Origin of the sequence: Methanolinea sp. (genome assembly GCA_016699325.1) — an archaeon.
GTDB lineage: Archaea > Halobacteriota > Methanomicrobia > Methanomicrobiales > Methanospirillaceae > UBA9949.
The window spans coordinates 1,017,449-1,037,106 of record CP064971.1 but is presented as its reverse complement, the minus strand read 5'-3'; the positions used below and the strand labels follow the sequence as shown (position 1 = coordinate 1,037,106).

Here is a 19,658-nt window from a genome sequence, read left to right as displayed (position 1 = left end):
AAAATCCGGGGGTGGCCCGGGAGAACGGGACGCGGAGCCTGCTTTCGCAGTCCGGGAGACTGGAGCATCCAGGTGAAAAACAGGGAGTGAAAATGGTCCGGGATCATTCCCGGGCCGGTGTATAGAACTTGAACCTGAACCCGGAAGCTTCAATGGCCCGGGCCGATGCCGGATCGAGATCCTTTCGTGCCGCAATCACGATGGCATTCAGGAGATTCAGCTGCCGGAGCAGATCGAGGTTCCCTTCAGCGGCTTCGTTCAGGAAATCGAGCAGCTCGTTCACGCGTTTGAGGACCTCTTCCGATGCGACCAGGTTGAGCCGGTTCAGGGTGAAGGCCATCCTTTTCTTGGCACGATCGAGCCTGTATTCGTCCGACCCGGCGACGTTCATGTCGGTGATGGCATGGAAGAGTTCCTCGTAGACCTTCAGGCGATACCTGCTGCGGACCATCCGCAGCTCCCTGCTCTCTGCGAAGAGGTAGGTCAGGCAGAGAGCAACAACAACCACGATTACGCCAATCGTGACCACTATCCAGTATTCGAGCACGGAATCCCCCTCGCTGGAAGGTTCACCTGGATGTACATAAAGGTTCTTTTTTTATCCGGGACCAGCCTTCCCTCGTCACAACGGGAGACGGTCCTGGGTGGTGAACGGTTTCACGTGCAGGATCTCGCGGGTGGCCGACCCTACTTCTGTCACGCACCCGGGCGAAGAATACACCCCGAGCCGCCACTGCCCGCGCCGGGTTTCGTTGAGTGTCGTCACCAGCGGGGATATCTCTTCCAGTCCAACCACCCGGTCGCGGTTCTTCACCTTCACGTGCACGGACATGGCCTTTGGAAACTCAGGGATATCGACCAGCACCTCGTGGGCTTCGACCCCGGCGGCCTTCGCGATCCGTGCTGCGAGACCGCGCATCTTTGCCGGTGTGCTCTCCTGGGCGATGATCGCCATGTTGACCTGGTCCTTTCCCACATAGAGGGCACGCTTGTACATCCTCCGGCTGTAGATACTCTCGATAAGCACCCGGGCCACCTCGGATGGCGAATGGAGGAGGCTCTGGAAGCAGCCTGCATCATCGAGCCGCATGAAGGACCAGGGATGGGCGCCCCGGATACTCAGGAAATGCTCGTACACCGCGCGGGATAACATCATCTCAGCGATCCTGCTGACATGGTGGTAGTAGACTGCCGGCCTCATGAGGGTCCGGGCGATCAGCAGGGACTCGGCAGCATTGATCCCACCTTCCTGGATAGCGATCTGCCCATCGTAGATAACGGTATTTCGTATCAGGCGGTGGGCATCAACCGTCCCGTAGGGCACCCCGGTGTAGTGGGCATCGCGGAGGAGGTAGTCCATCCGGTCCACGTCCAGTTCGCCGTGCAGGATCCCAGAGAGTTCATGCTCCCCGTCCAGGAGCGCCGCTGATTGCCCGGTATCGATCCCGTGCCCGGCAAGGATGGAGGTGAGATCCGGGTCTTCGGTGAGCCATGCCGTATCGTGGTGTGCCCTCCCGCAGAGTTCCTTCATCGCAGGCTCGATGGCATGGGAGAACGGGCCATGCCCGATGTCGTGGATGAGCGCTGTCGATATCACCAGTTGCCGTTCATCGGGGGACAGGAGAAGCTGGCGGGCCATCAGGTCGGCAAGGAACATGGTGCCGAGCGAGTGTTCGAACCGTGTATGGTTGGCACCGGGATACACGAGGTATGAGAAACCGAGCTGTCGGATATAGCGGAGACGCTGGAGGACCGGAGCATCAAGGATGGGCAGGATGTAGCCAGGAACCTCGATGTACCCATGGACCGGGTCCTTGATGATCTTCATCGGATTACCTAAACAGTCTTGATATCGGGAAATAAAGGTATTGAGTGATGATCACCTTCCTTTCCGGAGGAACAGGCACTCCCAAGCTCATCAGGGGTATCCGCAGGCACATCTCCGATGCCGCGATAACCGTAGTTGTAAACACCGCCGAAGACCTGTGGATATCCGGCGGCCACCTCTCACCCGATATCGATACGCTCCTCTACCTCTTTTCGGGCATGCTCAACACCGGCGCATGGTGGGGGATCGATGGCGATACCTTCCGTACCCACGACGAACTGCTCCGCCTGGGGGTCGACGAGTATATCGCCATAGGGGACCGGGACCGTGCAATCCAGATCGCACGGGGAGACCTCCTGAACAGCGGCCATGCCCTTACCAGGGCCACCCGCATCCTCTGCGAGCGGCTGGGGATCACCGCCTCCATTCTCCCGATGACCGACCAGCAGGTTGCAACGCTCATCAGGACCGGGGACCGGGTCATCCATTACCAGGAATACTGGGTCAGGCACCGCGGATCGCTTCCCATCGACGAGGTCATCCGGTATGCCCCTGTCGGCCCGCAAGCCACCGGGGAGGTGCTCTCTGCCATCGAGGCGTCTGACATGGTCATCATCGGCCCGAGCAATCCTGTCACGAGTATCCTCCCCATCCTCGAGTGTGAAGGGGTCGTCCCCCTGCTCATGGATGCCTTCGTCATCGCCGTGAGCCCGTTTATCGGAGACGCCCCGGTCAGCGGCCCTGCAGGAGCCCTGATGCGGGCCAGGGGATTGACACCCGATTCCCGTTCCTGCGAGACACTCTACCATGACCTCATCGACCTCTTTGTCCAGGATATCCGCGATCCTGTAGATGTGCCCGGGAGCCTGCGGCTCGATACCCTGATGACCGGGGAAGAGCAGAGCGCGTCGCTTGCGCATGCACTGCTCACCGTCACCAGGGATTGATGGTAAACGATGCCCTTTGCCGGAAGGATAGAGTCCCGATTCCCCGGTATCCCAACCACCTACCGGCCAGGCGCGAATCCGGTCGTATCCAGGAGTCAGATCCCAGGTGAACCTGGCAATCCTCTCCCGGTGACAACAGTCGCCGGCATACCGGATGTGCGGTTGTCCGCGGTCTTCTTTGCAGGGGGTCCGGCCATGACCCCCATGGTCTCGATGAACAGGGTATTTCCATAGGGGCGGTTGGCTCTTGCCCGAGGGGAGATTGCCGCTACCCCCCGGTATTCACCGCTGGGTTCGAACTCGACCTGCTGGGGGCCGTTATGGTCGGGGGCCGGCCGGGCACCGTTCCCGGAGCGGTCAGGAGCGGTTTCCGGTGCCCGTGGCAGCCGGTGATTCCCGGGTACTGCCGGTGAAGCATCCTCCCCGGAGCGCCAGCCATTGAGGATGGTGGCGGGCCGGCCGGGCTTCATGGGGGAGGGGAGCACCTCTCACCGTATGGTGATGATCCACTTTCAAGAGGGGGCAGGTCCAATACCTTCCTGATACCACCGGGGCAAGTGGAGCAGGGTGGAACCGTGAAGGAACAAACGGCAGGGGCAGATATTCGCGAAGAAGTCATGGTGGCCATCAACGCCCGGTTTCCAGCAATGAGAAGGTTGTTTGGTGTCGGGAAGATCGGTATTTTCGGGTCCTGTGCCCGGGGGACAATGCGCCCGGGCAGCGATGTGGACATCGAGGTCGAATTCGAACCAGGGTCCGAGACCTGGACCAATTTCATCGGTCTTGCACATTACCTCGAAGAGCTCCTGGGACGCCGGGTGGATCTCGTGACCCGGCGGGTCCTCGAAGGGTATCTCTCGGACGATGTCAACGAGGAGCATGCCAGGCTGAACCGGGACAGGGTATACCTCTCGCGGATGGCTGCCGAGTGCGCCTTTCTCAGGTCCCGGAGTAAAGATCTCGATTTCAAGGCCTTTTCCCGGGACGAAACGCTGAAACGGGCAGCAGCATGGTCGGTCCGGGTTATCGGGGAATGTGCGGCCCATCTTTCTCCGGAACGGAAACAAGCCGCCCCGGGAATTCCCTGGGTGCAGCTGGAAGGACTGCAAACCCGGCTTAGCCCGCCATACTTCGGCCCGGACTGGGTCCTGATCTGGGACCTTATCGATTCCGGCATTCCTGAAATGGAACCGCGGATCCGGGACCTGGTAAGACAAACCTGAGTTCTTCCTTCCCGGGTTTCCGGCAGCAGGAGGCAAAAAAGAGATTATCTCCCACCCCCCATAGCTTCAGGACTTATATGCGGATTCCAATACGGGAAGTGACCCCTGAGTCGGAAACAGCCGAAGTGCTGGGCTGGGTCCATGAAATCCGGGACCTCGGTGGTCTCACCTTCTTCCTGGTCAGGGACTGGTCCGGGATTCTGCAGGTGACCGTCCCGAAGAAGAAGGTTGGAGATCAGGTGCTTTCGGCCATCAGGAACGCGTCCCGCGAATCCCTGGTCCTGGTAAAGGGGAAGGTGAAAGCCATCGAAAAGGCCCCGGGCGGCAGGGAGCTTGTTCCCGATGAGTTCGAGGTGGTAAGCAGGAGCGAGAGCCCGCTCCCACTCGACGTGGTCGAGAAGGTCCCCGCAGAGCTCGACACCCGGCTCGATGCCCGGTTCCTGGACGCCCGCCGGCCCCGGGTCGCTGCGGTATTCCAGGTCAGGAGTGCAGTCCTGCATGCGATATCTGACTTTCTCTACTCCCGCGGGTTCGTCAACATCTCCACACCAAAGATTGTGGCCGCTGCCACCGAAGGGGGAACCGAGCTCTTCCCCATCGCCTATTTCGAGAAGGAAGCCTTCCTCAACCAGAGCCCGCAACTATACAAGCAGATGATGATGGGGGCTGGGTTCGAAAAAGTCTTTGAGATCGGCCCGATATTCCGGGCAGAGGAGCATAATACCACAAAACACCTCAACGAGGCCACCTCCATCGACATCGAAGTCTCGTTTGCCGATCACCACGTGGTCATGGATCTCCTTGAAAAACTTATAGTTGCGGTCTACCGTGAGGTGAATGAACGTTGCGCACCGGCACTCGAATCCCTGGAGATCGGGCCGCTTCCCGTCCCGAAAGCCCCGTTCCCCAGGCTTCCCTACGCTGAAGCCATCCGCATGGCATCAGATGCGACCGGTGAGCCAATCGCCTATGGCGATGATATCGGCACCATCGCAGAGAAGACTGTCGGCGAGCAGATGGGCGATCACTATTTTATCATCGACTGGCCGACCGAGATCAAGCCCTACTATGCCATGCCATACGAGGATAACCCCGGGGTCTGCAAGGCATTCGACCTGATGCACCCCCGGATGGAACTCTCCTCAGGGTCGCAGCGGGTTCACCAGCACGACCTGCTCGTCCGCCAGATCCGGGCCAAGGGACTCGATCCCGATAATTTTGAATTTTATCTCGACCCCTTCCGCTACGGCATGCCGCCCCATGCCGGATGGGGCCTGGGTGCGGAGCGCCTGATCATGACCATGCTCTCGCTTGGAAACATCAGGGAAGCAGTCCTCTTCCCGAGAGATCGGCACCGGCTGACTCCATGAGCAGTATCGTCCCGGGAATGGATCTCCCCACCACGGTGGTAGGGAGTTATCCGGCCGAAAAGCGGAAGGGGATATCCAGCCTCCTCGACCCGTTCCGGGAAGCGGTGAAGATCGCGGTTTCCGATCAGGTTGCTGCCGGGATCGATATCATCTCCGATGGGCAGGTCCGCGGCGACATGGTCGGCATGTTCACCGGGCTGATTCCCGGTATCCGCGGAAACGAGGTGATCGGTCCGGTCTCCCCCGCACCCGGCCCGATAACCGTGTCCGACACCCGGTACGCGGTCTCCCGGGCCCCCCGGGTCAAGGGCATCATCACCGGTCCGTCAACACTCTCCTTTGCCCTCCATATCGCGACGCCATCCTACCGGAGCAGGGAGGATCTGGCAATCGACCTGGCCCGGGCACTCTCCCGCGAAGCCCGGCTTCTCGAGGAGGCGGGGGTTTTCCTCATCCAGGTCGACGAACCCATCCTTTCCACCGGAGCAACCGACCTTGCCACGGCAACCGAGGCACTCCGCCTGGTCACCGGAAACATCTCGGTCCCGGTCTGCCTGCACGTATGCGGCACCCTCTCAGGAGTCATCGATGACCTCCTCGCCATGCCCATCGATATCCTCGACGGGGAGTTTGCCAAATCGCCGGAGAACCTGGCGCTGTTCAGGGACCGCGATACCGGAACAAAAATGGTCGGTTTCGGGTGTATCGACTCCTCCCGGCCCGAGGTTGAAGAGGTTTCCGCCATCCGGGCACGGATCGAGGAGGCCCTCACGGTGTTTGCACCCGACCAGCTGCTGATCGATCCCGATTGCGGGCTCCGGATGCTCCCCCGCCCCTCTGCATTCTCCAAGCTCTCCCGGATGGTGGAAGCGGTCCGCCAGGTCCGGCAGGCCCTCTGAACCGGTCCCGGACCATCCCGGAAATCATCAGGGCACGTGCTGGTCACCGGCAACGCCTTTTCCCTGCGAAACAGTACAAAGGCCTGGGGATCCCACTCACCTCTTTTCGGGCATCCGGCGACACGGCGCCATCCCCTGGAAACCCGGCCTATACCACACGGGACGTGGTCGAGAGCTCGATTCCCTTCTCGGTGATGTTGAAGGGAATCAGCCGTTTCGTGACCTGGTTGTTCTTCACCTTGCGGACCGCCAGCTGGCGGTCAACCTCGGTCGCGTGGGTGACCTCCCTTAACTCGATGACCACATCGGCTGTCCTGAGCACGCGAATCTCTTCCCGTGCGGTATGGATATTGGTATACAGGATGAACATGATGTTTGACCCGGTCCGTGCAACTTCATCCCGTGCGCAGGTCATGCAGGAGAGTGCCGCCTCGATTCCGTGCTGCAGGATGATTGACGAGAGGGAATCGACCACGATCCGCTGGCCGGTGAAGTGCGGGGGGATCTGGCCAGGAGCAAACGCCTGTGCATCGATCATCCCTTCCTCGATCTCGCTGTCGAGCATCAGGTAGGCACCACCTTCATCATCCGTCTTCCAGAACTGCCTTGCCAGGAGATCGACACCGGCGAGCGGAGATCCCATCACGATGATGGTGGTCCCGCGGGGAAAACCTCCGTCAAGAACGGGATCGAGACCGAGGACACCGGAAGACCGCCTGTTGTTTGATGTCACGGCTCAACGCCCCCTTGTTATGTAGTATACTGCAATCCCTCATGATAAGGTTTGGCCGGGGATAAGCCCCCTGTACTCCTCGCGAAGCTTCCTTCTCAGGAGCTTCCATCCATGGACACGCGGCAATGCATCCAACCGGATAACCGCTCTCGGCACCTTGTAGCCGGCCAGCCGCTCCCTGAGAAATCCAATGAGTTCCTCATCAGAGATAGCCGCTCCCTCTTTGAGGACTATTGCGGCCACCGGGATCTCTCCCCGGTGTTCATCAGGGTGCCCGAAGACCGCCGCATCGTGAATTGCCTGATGGGCAAGGATCGCGTTCTCGACCTCGGTCGGGTACACCTTCCACCCGGACATGATGATCATATCCTTTTTCCGATCGGTGATGTAGAGGACACCTTCCTCATCCTGGTGCCCGATATCCCCGGTGAGGAACCACCCGTCCGGAAGGAACGATTCTTCGGTCAGCCCGGGCATTCCCCAGTAGCCCCGTGCCACAGAGGGGCCTCGCAACGCGACTTCGCCATCTTCACCGGGACGCAATGTTACCGTTGGATCGGCAGGGTCCACAATCTTCATTTCCGAATACCCCACCGGGACCCCCACGCTCCAGTAGTTCCCCCGTATCACCGGGGATCCGGGAAGGGTGGCGGTCCCGGTACCGACAATAATCGTTTCCGAGAGACCGTACGCATTGGCCACGGGGACCCCGTAGCGCCGGTCAAACTCCTCCCAGATGGTGGGGAGGAGCGGGCCGCCGCCACTGATGATAACCCGGACCGATGACAGGCAGTGCTCGGTCCCTTCAGGGGCATTGCACAGGGAGTGGATGACCGGGGGCATCCCTGAGAGCACGGTTATCCGGTATTCCCGGCACAGGTGCAGGTACAAGGGAAGGGAAAACCTCTCCATGGTGACATAGGTGCCACCGGCCCGCAGGACGGAAAGTCCCCAGCTGACTCCGATATGCCCCATCGGGTATATCCCGAGGTACCGGTCATCAATTGTCAGCGAGAGCACTTCACGTTCGGTCTCCAGTGCTGCCATCCAGTTCCCATGGGTGAGCATGGCCCCTTTCGGCCGCCCGGTAGTCCCTGCCGTGTACTGGAGCTGGCACAGATCATCGCACCGGCAATGCTCGGCCCGGACCTGTTCATCCGGCACCTCCTCTCCGGGCTTTTCACTATTGATTACCGCAGACAGGCCTTCCACCCGTTGCCTGACCCCGGACACCACCCCTGCACCATCGCTGGCATGGATCAGGCAGCATGTCCCCGAATCGGTAAGCACGTGGAACAGTTCTTCCTCCCGGTAGGTGATAGTGGAAGGGACGGCAACGGCGCCTATCCTCCAGATGGCAAAATAACTTATCAGGTAGTCGGGGACACTGTCGAGGTAGATGCAGACCCGGTCCCCCTTCACCACCCCCTGCTCACGCAGGCTAAGTGCCCGGGTGTTCACCGCAGAAAGAAGTTCCCGGTAGGTGTAACATATCCCGCGGGAGGGGGCGATCAGCGCCGGTCGGTCCCTGATACGCGCGTTATTATCCAGAAACGTGGTGATGTTTGTCATGTGCGGACTCCAGGACTGCCTGGTCCCGTACAACAGCGTATATAACTCTTAACCCGGTGTATTTTTTCATTTGTGATTAAAAAAAAAGAGTTACTGGTACTCCGGAGGCTGCACCTCGCGCGGCAGCCCTCTCTTGAAGTGCTGCCGTACCCGCGAATAAAAATCCCGTAACCGTTCATTCATGGTGGGATGGATCTTTTCAAGGCTCTGCTCGAAGTGCCGGGCAGTGACGGCCGTCACCTGCTCCCGCATGGCAAAGATACCCGCCTCGCGGCAGAGGCCTTCGAGGTCCGCCCCGACATAGCCCTCGGTCTGGTCCGCAATCGATGCTATGATCCTGTCCCGCGGTTCATCGATCAGGCTAAGTCCCCGCTCAGCCAGGTGATCGACAAGGTATCGCCTCCGCTGGCCCTTGCTCAGTTTCCCTTCCTTCTCGGGCACGACAGCGTCAGCAGCAGCACGGGCTTCCTCCAGGGAGAACCGGCGGGACGTCCCCAGTTGTTCGAGGACGGCATCGAGCGCTGCCTCGTCGTACCGCCCGGTAGAGTCGACCAGCTCTTCAAGCAGTGAACCCGCTAGGGGTGTGTATCGGAGATGGATGGAGAGAATGACCTTTCTCCCTTCCCGGTCTGGCTCCCCGATATAGACCAGGCGGTCGAACCGCCCTGCCCGGAGCAGGGCAGGATCGACAAGCGTGGGCTGGTTCGTGGCGGCCATGACCACCACGTCCTTCAGTTCCTCGAGACCGTCAATCTCGGTCAGTATCTGGTTCAGCACCGTCTCCATCACGTGCGATCCGAGATCGGAGCCGCGGGGCGGTGCAAGGGCATCGAGTTCATCGAAGAAGATGATGGAGGGTGCAACCTGCCGGGCTTTCTTGAAGATATCCCTTACTGCACGCTCGCTCTCGCCGACCCACTTGGAGAGGAGCTGCGGTCCCCTGATGGCGATGAAATTAGCCCCGCTCTCATGGGCAACCGCCTTGGCAATGAGAGTCTTGCCAGTCCCGGGAGGTCCGTAGAGGAGGACTCCCCGCGGCGGATCGATGCCGAGCTCATCGAAGCGTGAGCGTTCGGTCAGCGGCAACTCCACCGCCTCGCGGACCTCCTGTTTCGCATCATCAAGCCCCCCGACATCGTTCCAGGTGACATGGGTGACTTCGAGCATCACCTCGCGCATCGCACTCGGGCTGACATCCCGGAGGGCAGACCTGAAATCTCCGGCATTGACCTCCATCCGATCGAGGATCTCCTGCTCTATTTCATCGACATCGAGGTTGATCTCGGGAAGGTAGCGCCGGAGGGCACGGATGGCCGCCTCCCGGGCGAGTGCAGCGAGATCTGCGCCGACAAACCCGTGCGTCAGCTGTCCCAGCCCTTCGAGGTTGACATCTTCGGCGAGCGGCATCCCGCGGGTATGGATCTTCATGATCTCGATCCGGTCCGGTTCGCTCGGGACCCCGATCTCGATCTCGCGGTCGAAGCGTCCGGGGCGGCGAAGGGCGGGATCGATGGCATCGACCCGGTTGGTGGCACCGATTACCACCACCTGCCCCCGCTCTTCTAGGCCGTCCATCATGGTGAGGAGCTGGGCGACCACCCGGCGCTCGACCTCGCCGGTCACCTCCTCTCTCCGCGGGGTAATGGAGTCCAGTTCATCGATGAAAATGATGGATGGGGCGTTCTGTTCCGCTTCATCGAATATCTCCCGTAGCTTCTGCTCGCTCTCACCGTAATACTTGGAGATGACTTCCGGGCCGGCAATGGAGATAAAGTGCGCACCGCTCTCGCTTGCCACCGCCTTGGCAATGAGCGTCTTGCCGGTCCCGGGAGGGCCGAACAGGAGGACGCCCTTGGGCGGTTCTATCCCGAGCTTCTGGAAAAGTTCCGGGTGACGCATCGGGAGCTCGATCATCTCCCGCACCCGCTGGAGTTCGTCCTTGAGCCCGCCGATGTCCTCGTACGAGATCCGCTTCAGCCCCTCGAAACCGGCTGCCGGCTTCTCGCTGAATTCTATCTCGGTATTCTTGGTGATGATGACTGCCTGCTCAGGCTCGATCTCGATGACTTTGTAGGAGACGATCTGCGGCTGGAGGAATGGCAGCCCGATCATGATAGGCACCGAATCGTTCTTGATGACCGGAAAATCGATCAGGGCATTCAGGACATTGGGGTTGTTGCTGACCGGGATGTTCCTGGGAAGATCCTCAGGTGGGGCAAGGACCACGCGTTTTGCCTCGATCTCGTCTTTTATGGAGGAGATCCGTACCGTGTCCCCGATGCTCACCCCGGCATTAGTCCTCGTGAAATTGTCGATCCTGACCTTATTCTGGTTCCAGTCCTCCACGAGGGACCGCCAGACCTTGGCTACCGTCTTCCGTTTTCCCTCGACCGAGACAATATCCCCGGGGGATATTTTCAGATACAGCATGGTTTCGGGGTCGAGCCGGGCCTTTCCACCACCCTGATCCCCGGGATAAGCGCTATCAACCTTCAGAAAAATCTCGGGCATCACCTTAAAAGTCATATACACAGGGATTTATAAGTACTGTTGATTTATGCGCCTGCTCGTCTTCGATCCCTTCCATGGCGCCGCCGGGGACATGATTACTGCTGCCCTCCTCCATCTTGGCGCAGATCGAAAGACCGTGATATCCGCCATGGCTTCGGTCGTGGAAGAGCCGGAGGTCACCATGGTCGACCGGTCCGGGATCAGAGCCTTCTTTCTCAGGACCCATGCCGGACCTGCCAAAAGGACCTTTGACGAAGTGGCTGCCCGGGTAAAGAGTGCCCATGCGCCCGACAAAGCCATCTCTCTCGCCATCCGGGTCTTCGAACGGATCGACCGGGCAGAGCGGGAGATCCACGGGGGTGCCACCCATTTCCACGAAGTCGGTGCCGACGATGCCATCGCCGACGTAATCGGGGCCTGCACGGCCTATGTATCCCTCGCCCCTGAGGGCTGCGTCGTCCTGCCAGTCGCTCTGGGTGGCGGCCGGATCTCCGGGGCCCATGGCACCTATCCGGTCCCCGCCCCGGCCACTCTTGCAATCCTTCGCGAATCGGGACTTCCTGTCTCACTCGGCAGCGCAGAATCCGGTGAGCTCTGCACCCCCACGGGAGCTGCACTCCTCTCCGAGTTCTCAACCATTCCGGACCTGAAGGGCCTTCGGTTTTTCGTGCGTGCCATCGGGTACGGTGCAGGTTCCCGTGATCCGCCGGGTATACCGAACGTATTGCGGGCAATGGTAGTGGAGTCCACGGAGTCTGCAGATCAAGGCGGGATCGACCTCCTCGAGACGAATGTCGATGATGTCAGCGCCGAGATCATCGCTCACGCCACAGCACTGCTGATGGATGAAGGGGCCTACGATGTCAGTGTATACCCCTGCACCATGAAAAAAGGGAGACCTGGACACCTTGTCCGGGTCATTGCCCCGGCAGGATGCGGTGAACGTCTTGCATCGGTCATGGCAATGGAACTTGGTACACTCGGGATCCGCTGCATCCCGGTGGTGCACCGGTTCACCGCAGAACGCGTGGTCCGGGAGGTGCCGGTCACCATCCTGGGGAAGGAACGGACCGTGCGCGTGAAGTACGGCATGCTTGCAGGAGAGATCTTCTCCCTTAAGGCCGAGTACGAGGATACCGCAGCCATTTCCCGGGAGACAGGCCTCCCGGTGCGGACCGTGGCCCGGATCATCGAGTCCCGGGCATGGGAACTGGCAGGAAACCCGGACCGATGAACGGCGAACGGGTGAGCACCGGCGTGCCCGCCTTTGACGAACTCCTTGGAGGAGGGCTTGAACCCGGCGTCATAACACAGATCTACGGTGGCCCGGGCAGCGGGAAGAGCGTGCTCTGCATTATTGCCGCGGTCAGCTGCCTGCGGTCAGGAAAGGGAGTCGTCTTCATCGACACCGAAGGGTTTTCTATCGAGCGGTTCCGGCAGGTGGCAGGCGATGAGGCGGAATCCCTTGCCCGTGACCTGATCCTGTATGAACCCCACGATTTCGAACAGCAGGGGATCATGGTTGCAGGGATCGCCCGGCAGGTGGCGGATGGCCGGATCGGCCTGATCGTCATGGACTCAGCGACCGGGCTCTACCGCACCCAGCTTGACCGGGGCACCGATATCATGCAGCGCCTCTCCAAGCAGGTCATCCACCTCCTCGGATATGCCCGGAAATACACCATCCCTGTCCTCATCACCAACCAGGTATACATGGACATCCAGCGGAACATCTTTGTAGGCCTTGGAGGCACTGCGCTCGCCCATATATCAAAAGTCATCGTCCGGGTTGAACGGTTGAACGGCACGCGGAAAGCCGTTCTCGAAAAACACCGATCCCGCCCCGGGGGAGGTTCATTTCTCTTCGATATCGTGGAACAGGGAATTGCGGTCCGGGAACACCTGGAAGAAAAGCCCGGGGGGGCAACGAGGGATACCGGCTCCTGCTGACCAGACATCCCGTATCATCTGTGAAGGGCGCCGGAACCTCAGATCATGCAGGCCCCTGGGCTCACCCGGGCACCAGGGAAGCACTTCCCGGGACCGGAGAAGATATCTGGCGGGACGTATCACCGCCAAAGAACGGGAAGCCCGGTCAGAAACTGATGACTCCCAGAAACACCGTGGTTGCAGGGCCTTTTGTCCGGGTTGCTTCACCCAATTGAACGATGAGCGGGCCACCCGGCGTCTCGACCGTGACCGGAGAGGTGACGAACCCGAGGTGGTGGGCAACGGCTGCAGCGGCCGTCGCTCCCGTCCCGCAGGAGAGCGTCTCTTCCTCGACACCTCGTTCGAATGTCCGGACCTTCAGGGCATTATTACCCATCCTCTGCACGAAGTTGACATTTGCCCCCCTGGTAAATGTCGCGTGGTGACGGATGGGGGGACCGGCCTTTTCCAGGTTGAGGGCATCGGTGTCCTGCACGAATACGACCGCATGGGGCACACCGGTGTTTACGGCGAACACTTCCTGTCCTTCGATGGTTTCACGATACTCCCCTTCCCCGGTTGCCGGGATGTCCCTGCGATCGAACTTCGGTTCTGGCATATCGATGGAAGCCATGAAGGTGTCGTCTTCGTAGCCCATCTCCACGTGGATAACCCCTGCCATGGTCTCGACCGAACAGGTCGCTCCAACATACCCGGCATCGAAAGCAAACTTTGCAAAGCAGCGGATACCATTTCCGCACATCTCGGCCTCGCTCTCATCCGGCTGGAAGAGCCGCATCCGGAGATCGGCCTGCTCTGATCGCTGGAGGTAGAGCACCCCGTCACCCCCGATGCCGAAATGCCGGTCGCAGTAGAGGGCGGCAAACTGGGCTTTCATGTCGTCGGGGATGTACTGGCGCCCGTATTCGTCAATCAGGATAAAATCGTTCCCGTTTCCATGTAACTTTGCGAATTCAAGTTCCATACCATCTTCCTCTCCGGTTTTTCCGAATCATCGGCTCTGTTCCCGGGCATCGTCCGTAACCGTTTGGGCACCTGCCTTATTCTCTTTTTGGAAGGTGCATCAGGCGGGTTCGGGCTGCCTCCTGCCGGATACGTCCCGGCCTGTTGGGCACCTGTCTCCCGGTCACAGCCGGCCCCCTGCAGGAGAAGCTCCGGAGAACTCCCCGATCTCCCAGCCCAGAAAGTCCCTGATTATGAGGTAGGCCATCTGGGGAGGGATTGCTCCTTCTTCGGTCACGATCAGGTCAACATACCCGGGAGGGGTGACGTCAAAGGCCGGGTTCCGTACCCTGACCCGGGGAAGAGCAAAAGCGATCTCTGCGGGAAGCACCTCGGCACTTTCCCGTTCTTCGATCTCGATGTATTCGCCAAGAATTGTCCGGGGGGCAAACTTGTAGGTCTCTGCAGCGACCATCACCGATGTCCGCGATTCGTGTGCCGCCAGTGCGATCATTGATGTCCCGATCTTGTTGACCACCGCCCCATTGACCGTGACGGCATCAGCCCCGACCACCACGAGATCGATCTCCTTCATGAAGTAGCGGGCTGCGGAATCGACTATGAAACTGGTCGGAATTTCCGCATCGTGAAGGGTCCTGATGGTGAGATGCCCCTGGTTCCGGGGCCGAACCTCGGTTGCAATAACTTCGAACCGGGTGCCATTGCGATGCGCCTCTATAAGGCAGGCGAGAGCGGCTTCAGAATTGCAGTGCGTAAGCACCACGTCCCCGTCCCGGATATGCCGCGCCCCGATGGTCCCGATCCTGTCAACCGCATTCTCCGATGTGGTAATGAAGCGGGTGCAGGCTGCCGAAAACTGTTCCTTTGCTTCTGCCACCGAACCGGAATCGCAGGAAAGCGAGCCCATTACCATGTGGATCGCGTTCGGGAGAGAGACTGCAGTCGGCCTCGTAGCCAGAAGAACATCGGCGGCCTGCTGGACCGCCGCTCTGAATCCCGGGAGGTCATCGGCAGGAACACGGTTCGCATGATCCTGCAGGGCAGAAACTGCTGCACGTGCAATCCTGCCCGCGCCCCGGATTTCCATCTTCTTTATTTTCTCTGCGGTAACAGATAGGGTCATAGCCCTCCTGATCATAACATTCCAATCCGTACCAAAGAACTTTGCGGGATGATCCATGTCAATTGCCGTTGTATTCGACAGTGCCGGGACGCTCCTTCATACCTACCGTGTGGCAAAGGATATCGCCAGGCAAAAGCTCCTCCCCGGGATAGAGACCGTCACCCTGACATTCAGCTCACCGGAACGCGTCCTTATCGTCATCCATGTCCATTCGCGGGAGGTCATAGCGGCAGATCCGTCCATTCTCCTTTCATCGTATCTCATCTCTCAGCATGCCGGGTTTGGCATCAGCTGCACCCGGAAGATCACCACGGCGGACGAGATTGGAGATGTGTTGTATACCGACAAGAGAGCAACAATCGGAGACGTCCAGGACTGCATCAGGAATGTCTGGGCAGTCTGCAAGCGTGAAGCGGTAGTCACCCTCAACAGCGGAGTGATCCTGAACATGGCCGACCAATCGATCGAGTTCACGGTCACCACGGGAGGAAGACCGTTTGAGGGGGCGCATGAAACGGTTCGTGAACTCCACAGGCTTGGGATCCCGACCTTTATCGCTTCCGGTGACAGGGTTGCCAAACTCGAGAAGATGGCCGATTACCTGGGAATCCCCCGTGATCGGGTGTACGGGGTGGCAACCCCCACGGTAAAAGCCCAGATCATCGCCGATCTCCAGGGAGAATATGACAGGGTGGTGATGGTGGGAGACGGTATCAACGACCTCTGTGCCATGAAACGGGCAGATGTGGCAATTCTTACGGAGCAGCAATCGGGAGATAAACCTGAGGAGCTCTATACTGCCGCTCACTACATCGTGAAAAATGTCAGGGATGTGGTCGAAATCGTGAAAAACCTCGTAAGAGCCTAGCCACGGAGTATTGTCTTTATATAAAAAGTAATATGCCCTGAATGCAACATTAGGATATGAGAGGAGAGGAATGAAGCCACTGATCACGGTTGAAAATCTCTGCATGGACTTTGACGGTAAAAGGGTCCTTGATAATATTTCTTTTAAGATAGGGGAGGGTGAAGTCCTCGGGATCATTGGGCGGAGCGGGTCGGGAAAGACAGTCCTGATGCATCTGATTCGGGGCGTGGAACAACCACCTACGTCGGGATCCATCATATACCATATCGCCGCCTGCGATTCCTGTGAATTTGTGGGCTTCGGGAGTGCTGCCGGAAGCCCGTGCCCACGTTGTAGTGGCATGATGACGGCGCAGGACGTGGATTTATGGGACGATGCCAACAGCCACATGAAGCGCCGGATCATGCGGAGCACGGCAATCATGTTCCAGCGGACGTTTGCGCTATATGGAAATGACCGGGTGATCGAGAATGTCATCCATGCCCTGGATGATATCGAGTATCCCCAGGAGAAGTGTATCAGCCGCGCTGCAGACCTCCTCGACCAGGTCCGTCTCTCCCACAGGATGATGCACATTGCCCGGGACCTCTCCGGAGGCGAGAAACAACGGGTGGTGCTTGCCCGGCAGCTTGCAAAGGAGCCGTTCCTCCTGTTTGCCGATGAGCCGACCGGGACCCTCGACCCCCAGACCGCCCACCTCGTCCATACCATGCTGACCGAGGCAGCAAATACCAATAACATGGGAATGGTTGTTACCTCTCACTTCTCGCAGGTCATTGAAGACGTGGCCGACCGTGCGATGCTCCTTGAAGACGGCAGGATTGTCGGACTTGGGAGCCCGGCAGAAATCATCTCCACGTTTATGGCAGGGCTGTCCGATTCCGAAGACTACGAAACCCCGGAACTCGGAGATAATATTCTCGTTGCCCGCGATGTCTACAAGCGCTACATCTCCGTTGATCGCGGTGTTGTAAAGGCCGTGAACGGAGTAACCTTTGATGTGGCAGCGCGGGAGATCTTCGGCATCATCGGCAAGAGTGGCGCCGGAAAGACCACGCTCTCCCGCATCATTGCCGGGATCATCGAACCCACGTCCGGTGAAATGAACATCAGGATCGGAGATGACCTGGTGGACATGACAAAGCCTGGTATCGAGAACCGCGGACGGGCGAAGGGGTATATCGGGCTGCTTCACCAGGAATACGACCTCTATCCCCACCGGACTGTTCTCGACAACCTCACCGATGCCATAGGCCTCGAATTCCCCAAGGAGCTTGCCATGCGAAAGGCCATACTGACCCTCCGGATGGCAGGGTTTACCGATGTAAAAAGCAGGGAGATCCTGGAACGGTATCCCGGCCAGCTCTCCGAAGGGGAGCGTCACCGGGTGGCCCTCGCCCAGGTGCTCATCAGGGAACCGAGACTTATCATCCTCGACGAACCCACAGGGACCATGGACCCCCTGACCAAGATCGATGTAAAGCACTCCATCCTCCATGCACGCGACGAAATGGATGAGACCTTTATCGTTGTTTCGCATGACATGGACTTCGTCAAGGACATCTGTGACCGGCTGGCCCTGATGCGGGGAGGCAAGATCATTGAAATCGGGAAGACCGAGGATGTCCTGTCAATTCTATCCGAGGACGAACGAGAGATCATGGGGAAGGTTGACGTGAAGGAATGACCGTCATCACCATCCATCTCGATGGAGAGAAGCTCGAGATCGAGGGTGAGAAGCGATTGGGGACGGTCATCCCTGACCGGGATCCGCGGTGCAGTGTGGCGGTCATCCGCCCTCCCTCCCGGGAATCGGCACGCACATCCAGCTACCTGGTTACCACCACACAGGGAGAGATAACCATTGAGCCTTCCGGTGAAGGGGTGGATATCTTCGCCGGCCCGCTGTTTTTGCAATCGTACTCGCTGCACTGGCACGACCGGTATGCAGCGGCATTCGGCCCCTTTTCAAGTACCGTTCGCCCGGAACGGGCACCCCACCTCTACGAGCGGGGTGATGTCATCCTCGGTTGCGGCGGGTATGATCCAAAACGCTCGTACCTGATCTTTTCCAAGATGCGGCACACGGCCGACTTTGGCGCAGGGGTTGACGGTGGAGTAATCGGAAGGGTGGTCAGTGGGCTGGGAGTGCTCGATCGCTGGGCCACGGGGGATGCTATCACCCGGATCGAGCAGGTTATCAGCTGGGCCGACACCACCCGGTCCTTTACGACAACGGATCGCAACCTCGTGCTCGAAAACGGTATGGAGGTCGTGACCGGGGTGGCAATCAGTGCCCAGGGGTTCTCGGCTTTGGGAATCGATACCACCACGGCCGAAAGCGTCGAGCACCTCCTCATAGCGCTCCGGGAGGGCCTGTTCACCGTGAACCGCTCGGGAAGCACTCACATCGCCGACTTTTCCAGGATCGAGACCGATTTACCGCAGGAGCTTCGCCTCCCGCGCCGTGAAGGGCTCGTTACCATCAGAACACGGGGAAAAAACAGGGGCGGAATCTACATCTATACCGGGGATATCCCCGCATCCCCGGCGCATACGGCGGTTGGGCAGGTGACTCACGGTATCGAACTCGCCCGGCTCGCCCGGGAGGGCGATATTCTGTGCGTGAGGACAGAGCCTGAGCGGTTCGACCTGGTCGGCAAGCCTCTCGCAGAAGCGCAGGGAATTGCCCGGGAGCGGGGAATAGCCCTCACCATTGACAGCAGCGAAGGAGAACGGGTGGTCGTAGACCAGAGCCCTGCCACAACACTCGAGAGCCTGTATGCCCGCTCGGTCGAGCTTGCCACAGTCCCGTTTGACAGGGTAATCGACATATCGCTCGATGATATCCATGCCCCGGTATCCTGCGATATCTTCCGCAAGCTGACCGGGCTCAACCAGCACCGGGTGGGCAGGCTCCCTTTTTTCTTCCAGTTTGAAGATGTGTACCTCTTCAAGCCTGCCATCCCACGGGGTGTGAAGATCATCCCCGAGAATGTTCCCAGCGACACGGTCCCTGCCACAACTCTCGCCATCACCAACGATTCGAGAAGGGGATCAGGGCTGGTGGGTGTCCGGACCACCGACAACAGCGAATTCGGACCAACCTCGGAACCGTTCGAAGGCACCAATGTCATCGGGCGCGTTCTCGAACCAGAAAAACTCAAAGAGTACCAGGAGAAAGAAACGGTATTCATACGTGAGGCGGGGAAATGAAGGAATACATGCCGAAGTATGTGGGCACGGTCACGAAATACGTGTTTGTTGAATCCCCGGATATGACACCGGCGGATCTCGCGATCCGGGCCTACGAGATCTCCCAGGGTGTCATGATCAAGGAGACCTGTTTTGGCCTCCAGATCACCGGTCGCCCGGAGGACGTGGATAGGATCATCGCCCGCCTCAGGACGTTGGACCCCTCGCATATCTTTGTCAAGGACCGGGGGTTTCCCCCGGGCGATCCCCGGAGGTGCCGGGCAAACCTTGGTGGGGCGCGGCCTGGCTACTACGGACACGAGTTCGAGATCTCTCTGATACGGCATATCTCGAGGGGGATCGAGGAGCTCCCGCGAAGGGATGCGGATGCTCCGGTCCACCCGCCTGTATCCGCCGGTCCGTCCAAGCTTGATGCAAGGAGACTTCAGGAGATCATCACATCACAGGAGCCCTGA

The 19,658-nt window shown here is 59.4% G+C and carries 18 protein-coding genes; 10 read left to right on the top strand and 8 right to left on the bottom strand.

Going from position 1 to position 19,658, the window contains the following annotated elements; all coding sequences use genetic code 11:
• Positions 1-103: 103 nt before the first annotated feature.
• Both IPI71_05495 and IPI71_05490 read right to left on the bottom strand, forming a co-directional pair.
• Positions 104-547 (bottom strand): hypothetical protein, encoded by a 444-nt coding sequence (locus IPI71_05495; GenBank protein QQR70162.1) that lies wholly within the window; start codon positions 545-547, stop codon positions 104-106.
• Between the two features lie 75 nt (positions 548-622).
• Positions 623-1,828, bottom strand: coding sequence for an HD domain-containing protein (locus IPI71_05490; GenBank protein QQR70161.1), 1,206 nt, complete (start codon positions 1,826-1,828; stop codon positions 623-625).
• 47 nt (positions 1,829-1,875) lie between these two features.
• Here IPI71_05490 and IPI71_05485 point away from each other — a divergent pair, with 47 nt between their 5' ends.
• Positions 1,876-2,775, top strand: a complete 900-nt coding sequence (locus tag IPI71_05485) for a 2-phospho-L-lactate transferase (GenBank protein ID QQR70160.1) — start codon at positions 1,876-1,878, stop codon at positions 2,773-2,775.
• 95 nt (positions 2,776-2,870) lie between these two features.
• Here the strand turns inward: IPI71_05485 and IPI71_05480 are convergent, their stop codons facing one another.
• Complete coding sequence (locus tag IPI71_05480; GenBank protein QQR70159.1) at positions 2,871-3,245, bottom strand: hypothetical protein; 375 nt, start codon at positions 3,243-3,245, stop codon at positions 2,871-2,873.
• A gap of 105 nt (positions 3,246-3,350) precedes the next feature.
• On the opposite strand from IPI71_05480, the gene IPI71_05475 reads away from it, so the two are divergent.
• From IPI71_05475 to IPI71_05465, 3 genes are all read left to right on the top strand, one after another.
• The gene (locus tag IPI71_05475; protein ID QQR70158.1) at positions 3,351-3,998 is read left to right on the top strand and encodes a nucleotidyltransferase domain-containing protein; all 648 of its coding nucleotides are present in this window, start codon (positions 3,351-3,353) and stop codon (positions 3,996-3,998) included.
• 77 nt (positions 3,999-4,075) lie between these two features.
• On the top strand, positions 4,076-5,368 hold the full coding sequence (gene aspS, locus IPI71_05470) for an aspartate--tRNA(Asn) ligase (GenBank protein QQR70157.1): 1,293 nt from the start codon (positions 4,076-4,078) through the stop codon (positions 5,366-5,368).
• A gap of 17 nt (positions 5,369-5,385) precedes the next feature.
• Complete coding sequence (locus tag IPI71_05465) at positions 5,386-6,267, top strand: methionine synthase (GenBank protein QQR71957.1); 882 nt, start codon at positions 5,386-5,388, stop codon at positions 6,265-6,267.
• A gap of 148 nt (positions 6,268-6,415) precedes the next feature.
• Here IPI71_05465 and IPI71_05460 read toward each other — a convergent pair whose 3' ends face one another.
• From IPI71_05460 to IPI71_05450, 3 genes are all read right to left on the bottom strand, one after another.
• Complete coding sequence (locus IPI71_05460; protein ID QQR71956.1) at positions 6,416-6,910, bottom strand: hypothetical protein; 495 nt, start codon at positions 6,908-6,910, stop codon at positions 6,416-6,418.
• 129 nt (positions 6,911-7,039) lie between these two features.
• Positions 7,040-8,572, bottom strand: a complete 1,533-nt coding sequence (locus IPI71_05455; protein ID QQR71955.1) for an AMP-binding protein — start codon at positions 8,570-8,572, stop codon at positions 7,040-7,042.
• A gap of 90 nt (positions 8,573-8,662) precedes the next feature.
• The gene (locus tag IPI71_05450) at positions 8,663-11,083 is read right to left on the bottom strand and encodes a CDC48 family AAA ATPase (GenBank protein ID QQR70156.1); all 2,421 of its coding nucleotides are present in this window, start codon (positions 11,081-11,083) and stop codon (positions 8,663-8,665) included.
• A gap of 46 nt (positions 11,084-11,129) precedes the next feature.
• Here IPI71_05450 and larC point away from each other — a divergent pair, with 46 nt between their 5' ends.
• The gene (gene larC / locus IPI71_05445; protein ID QQR70155.1) at positions 11,130-12,317 is read left to right on the top strand and encodes a nickel pincer cofactor biosynthesis protein LarC; all 1,188 of its coding nucleotides are present in this window, start codon (positions 11,130-11,132) and stop codon (positions 12,315-12,317) included.
• Positions 12,314-13,033, top strand: coding sequence for a DNA repair and recombination protein RadB (gene radB, locus IPI71_05440; GenBank protein ID QQR70154.1), 720 nt, complete (start codon positions 12,314-12,316; stop codon positions 13,031-13,033). The genes larC and radB overlap by 4 nt, the downstream gene beginning before the upstream one ends.
• A gap of 145 nt (positions 13,034-13,178) precedes the next feature.
• On the opposite strand, the gene IPI71_05435 is transcribed toward radB, so the two are convergent.
• On the bottom strand, positions 13,179-13,997 hold the full coding sequence (locus IPI71_05435) for a diaminopimelate epimerase (GenBank protein ID QQR70153.1): 819 nt from the start codon (positions 13,995-13,997) through the stop codon (positions 13,179-13,181).
• Positions 13,998-14,159: 162 nt separating this feature from the next.
• A complete protein-coding gene (locus IPI71_05430; protein QQR70152.1) occupies positions 14,160-15,119 on the bottom strand; it encodes a ribose 1,5-bisphosphate isomerase in 960 nt (319 codons plus the stop codon).
• Positions 15,120-15,174: 55 nt separating this feature from the next.
• Here IPI71_05430 and IPI71_05425 point away from each other — a divergent pair, with 55 nt between their 5' ends.
• The 4 genes from IPI71_05425 (at position 15,175) to IPI71_05410 (ending at position 19,658) form a co-directional block, all read left to right on the top strand.
• Positions 15,175-15,987, top strand: a complete 813-nt coding sequence (locus IPI71_05425; protein ID QQR70151.1) for an HAD family hydrolase — start codon at positions 15,175-15,177, stop codon at positions 15,985-15,987.
• Positions 15,988-16,057: 70 nt separating this feature from the next.
• The gene (gene atwA, locus IPI71_05420) at positions 16,058-17,674 is read left to right on the top strand and encodes a methyl coenzyme M reductase system, component A2 (protein ID QQR70150.1); all 1,617 of its coding nucleotides are present in this window, start codon (positions 16,058-16,060) and stop codon (positions 17,672-17,674) included.
• Positions 17,671-19,203, top strand: coding sequence for a methanogenesis marker 3 protein (locus tag IPI71_05415; GenBank protein ID QQR70149.1), 1,533 nt, complete (start codon positions 17,671-17,673; stop codon positions 19,201-19,203). Before atwA ends, IPI71_05415 begins: the two co-directional genes overlap by 4 nt.
• Positions 19,200-19,658 carry a methanogenesis marker 6 protein gene (locus tag IPI71_05410; protein QQR70148.1) on the top strand — a complete coding sequence of 153 codons (459 nt, stop codon included), beginning with the start codon at positions 19,200-19,202 and terminating at the stop codon, positions 19,656-19,658. The genes IPI71_05415 and IPI71_05410 overlap by 4 nt, the downstream gene beginning before the upstream one ends.

Excerpts from the sequence above, each read along its gene's own strand:
- IPI71_05490 (QQR70161.1), bottom strand. The coding sequence starts at position 1,828 with ATGAAGATCATCAAGGACCCGGTCCATGGGTACATCGAGGTTCCTGGC.
- IPI71_05485 (QQR70160.1), top strand. The coding sequence starts at position 1,876 with ATGATCACCTTCCTTTCCGGAGGAACAGGCACTCCCAAGCTCATCAGG.
- IPI71_05480 (QQR70159.1), bottom strand. The coding sequence starts at position 3,245 with ATGAAGCCCGGCCGGCCCGCCACCATCCTCAATGGCTGGCGCTCCGGG.
- aspS (QQR70157.1), top strand. The coding sequence starts at position 4,076 with ATGCGGATTCCAATACGGGAAGTGACCCCTGAGTCGGAAACAGCCGAA.
- IPI71_05465 (QQR71957.1), top strand. The coding sequence starts at position 5,386 with ATGGATCTCCCCACCACGGTGGTAGGGAGTTATCCGGCCGAAAAGCGG.
- IPI71_05460 (QQR71956.1), bottom strand. The coding sequence starts at position 6,910 with ATGGGATCTCCGCTCGCCGGTGTCGATCTCCTGGCAAGGCAGTTCTGG.
- IPI71_05455 (QQR71955.1), bottom strand. The coding sequence starts at position 8,572 with ATGACAAACATCACCACGTTTCTGGATAATAACGCGCGTATCAGGGAC.
- IPI71_05450 (QQR70156.1), bottom strand. The coding sequence starts at position 11,083 with ATGCCCGAGATTTTTCTGAAGGTTGATAGCGCTTATCCCGGGGATCAG.
- larC (QQR70155.1), top strand. The coding sequence starts at position 11,130 with ATGCGCCTGCTCGTCTTCGATCCCTTCCATGGCGCCGCCGGGGACATG.
- radB (QQR70154.1), top strand. The coding sequence starts at position 12,314 with ATGAACGGCGAACGGGTGAGCACCGGCGTGCCCGCCTTTGACGAACTC.
- IPI71_05435 (QQR70153.1), bottom strand. The coding sequence starts at position 13,997 with ATGGAACTTGAATTCGCAAAGTTACATGGAAACGGGAACGATTTTATC.
- IPI71_05430 (QQR70152.1), bottom strand. The coding sequence starts at position 15,119 with ATGACCCTATCTGTTACCGCAGAGAAAATAAAGAAGATGGAAATCCGG.
- IPI71_05425 (QQR70151.1), top strand. The coding sequence starts at position 15,175 with ATGTCAATTGCCGTTGTATTCGACAGTGCCGGGACGCTCCTTCATACC.
- atwA (QQR70150.1), top strand. The coding sequence starts at position 16,058 with ATGAAGCCACTGATCACGGTTGAAAATCTCTGCATGGACTTTGACGGT.
- IPI71_05415 (QQR70149.1), top strand. The coding sequence starts at position 17,671 with ATGACCGTCATCACCATCCATCTCGATGGAGAGAAGCTCGAGATCGAG.
- IPI71_05410 (QQR70148.1), top strand. The coding sequence starts at position 19,200 with ATGAAGGAATACATGCCGAAGTATGTGGGCACGGTCACGAAATACGTG.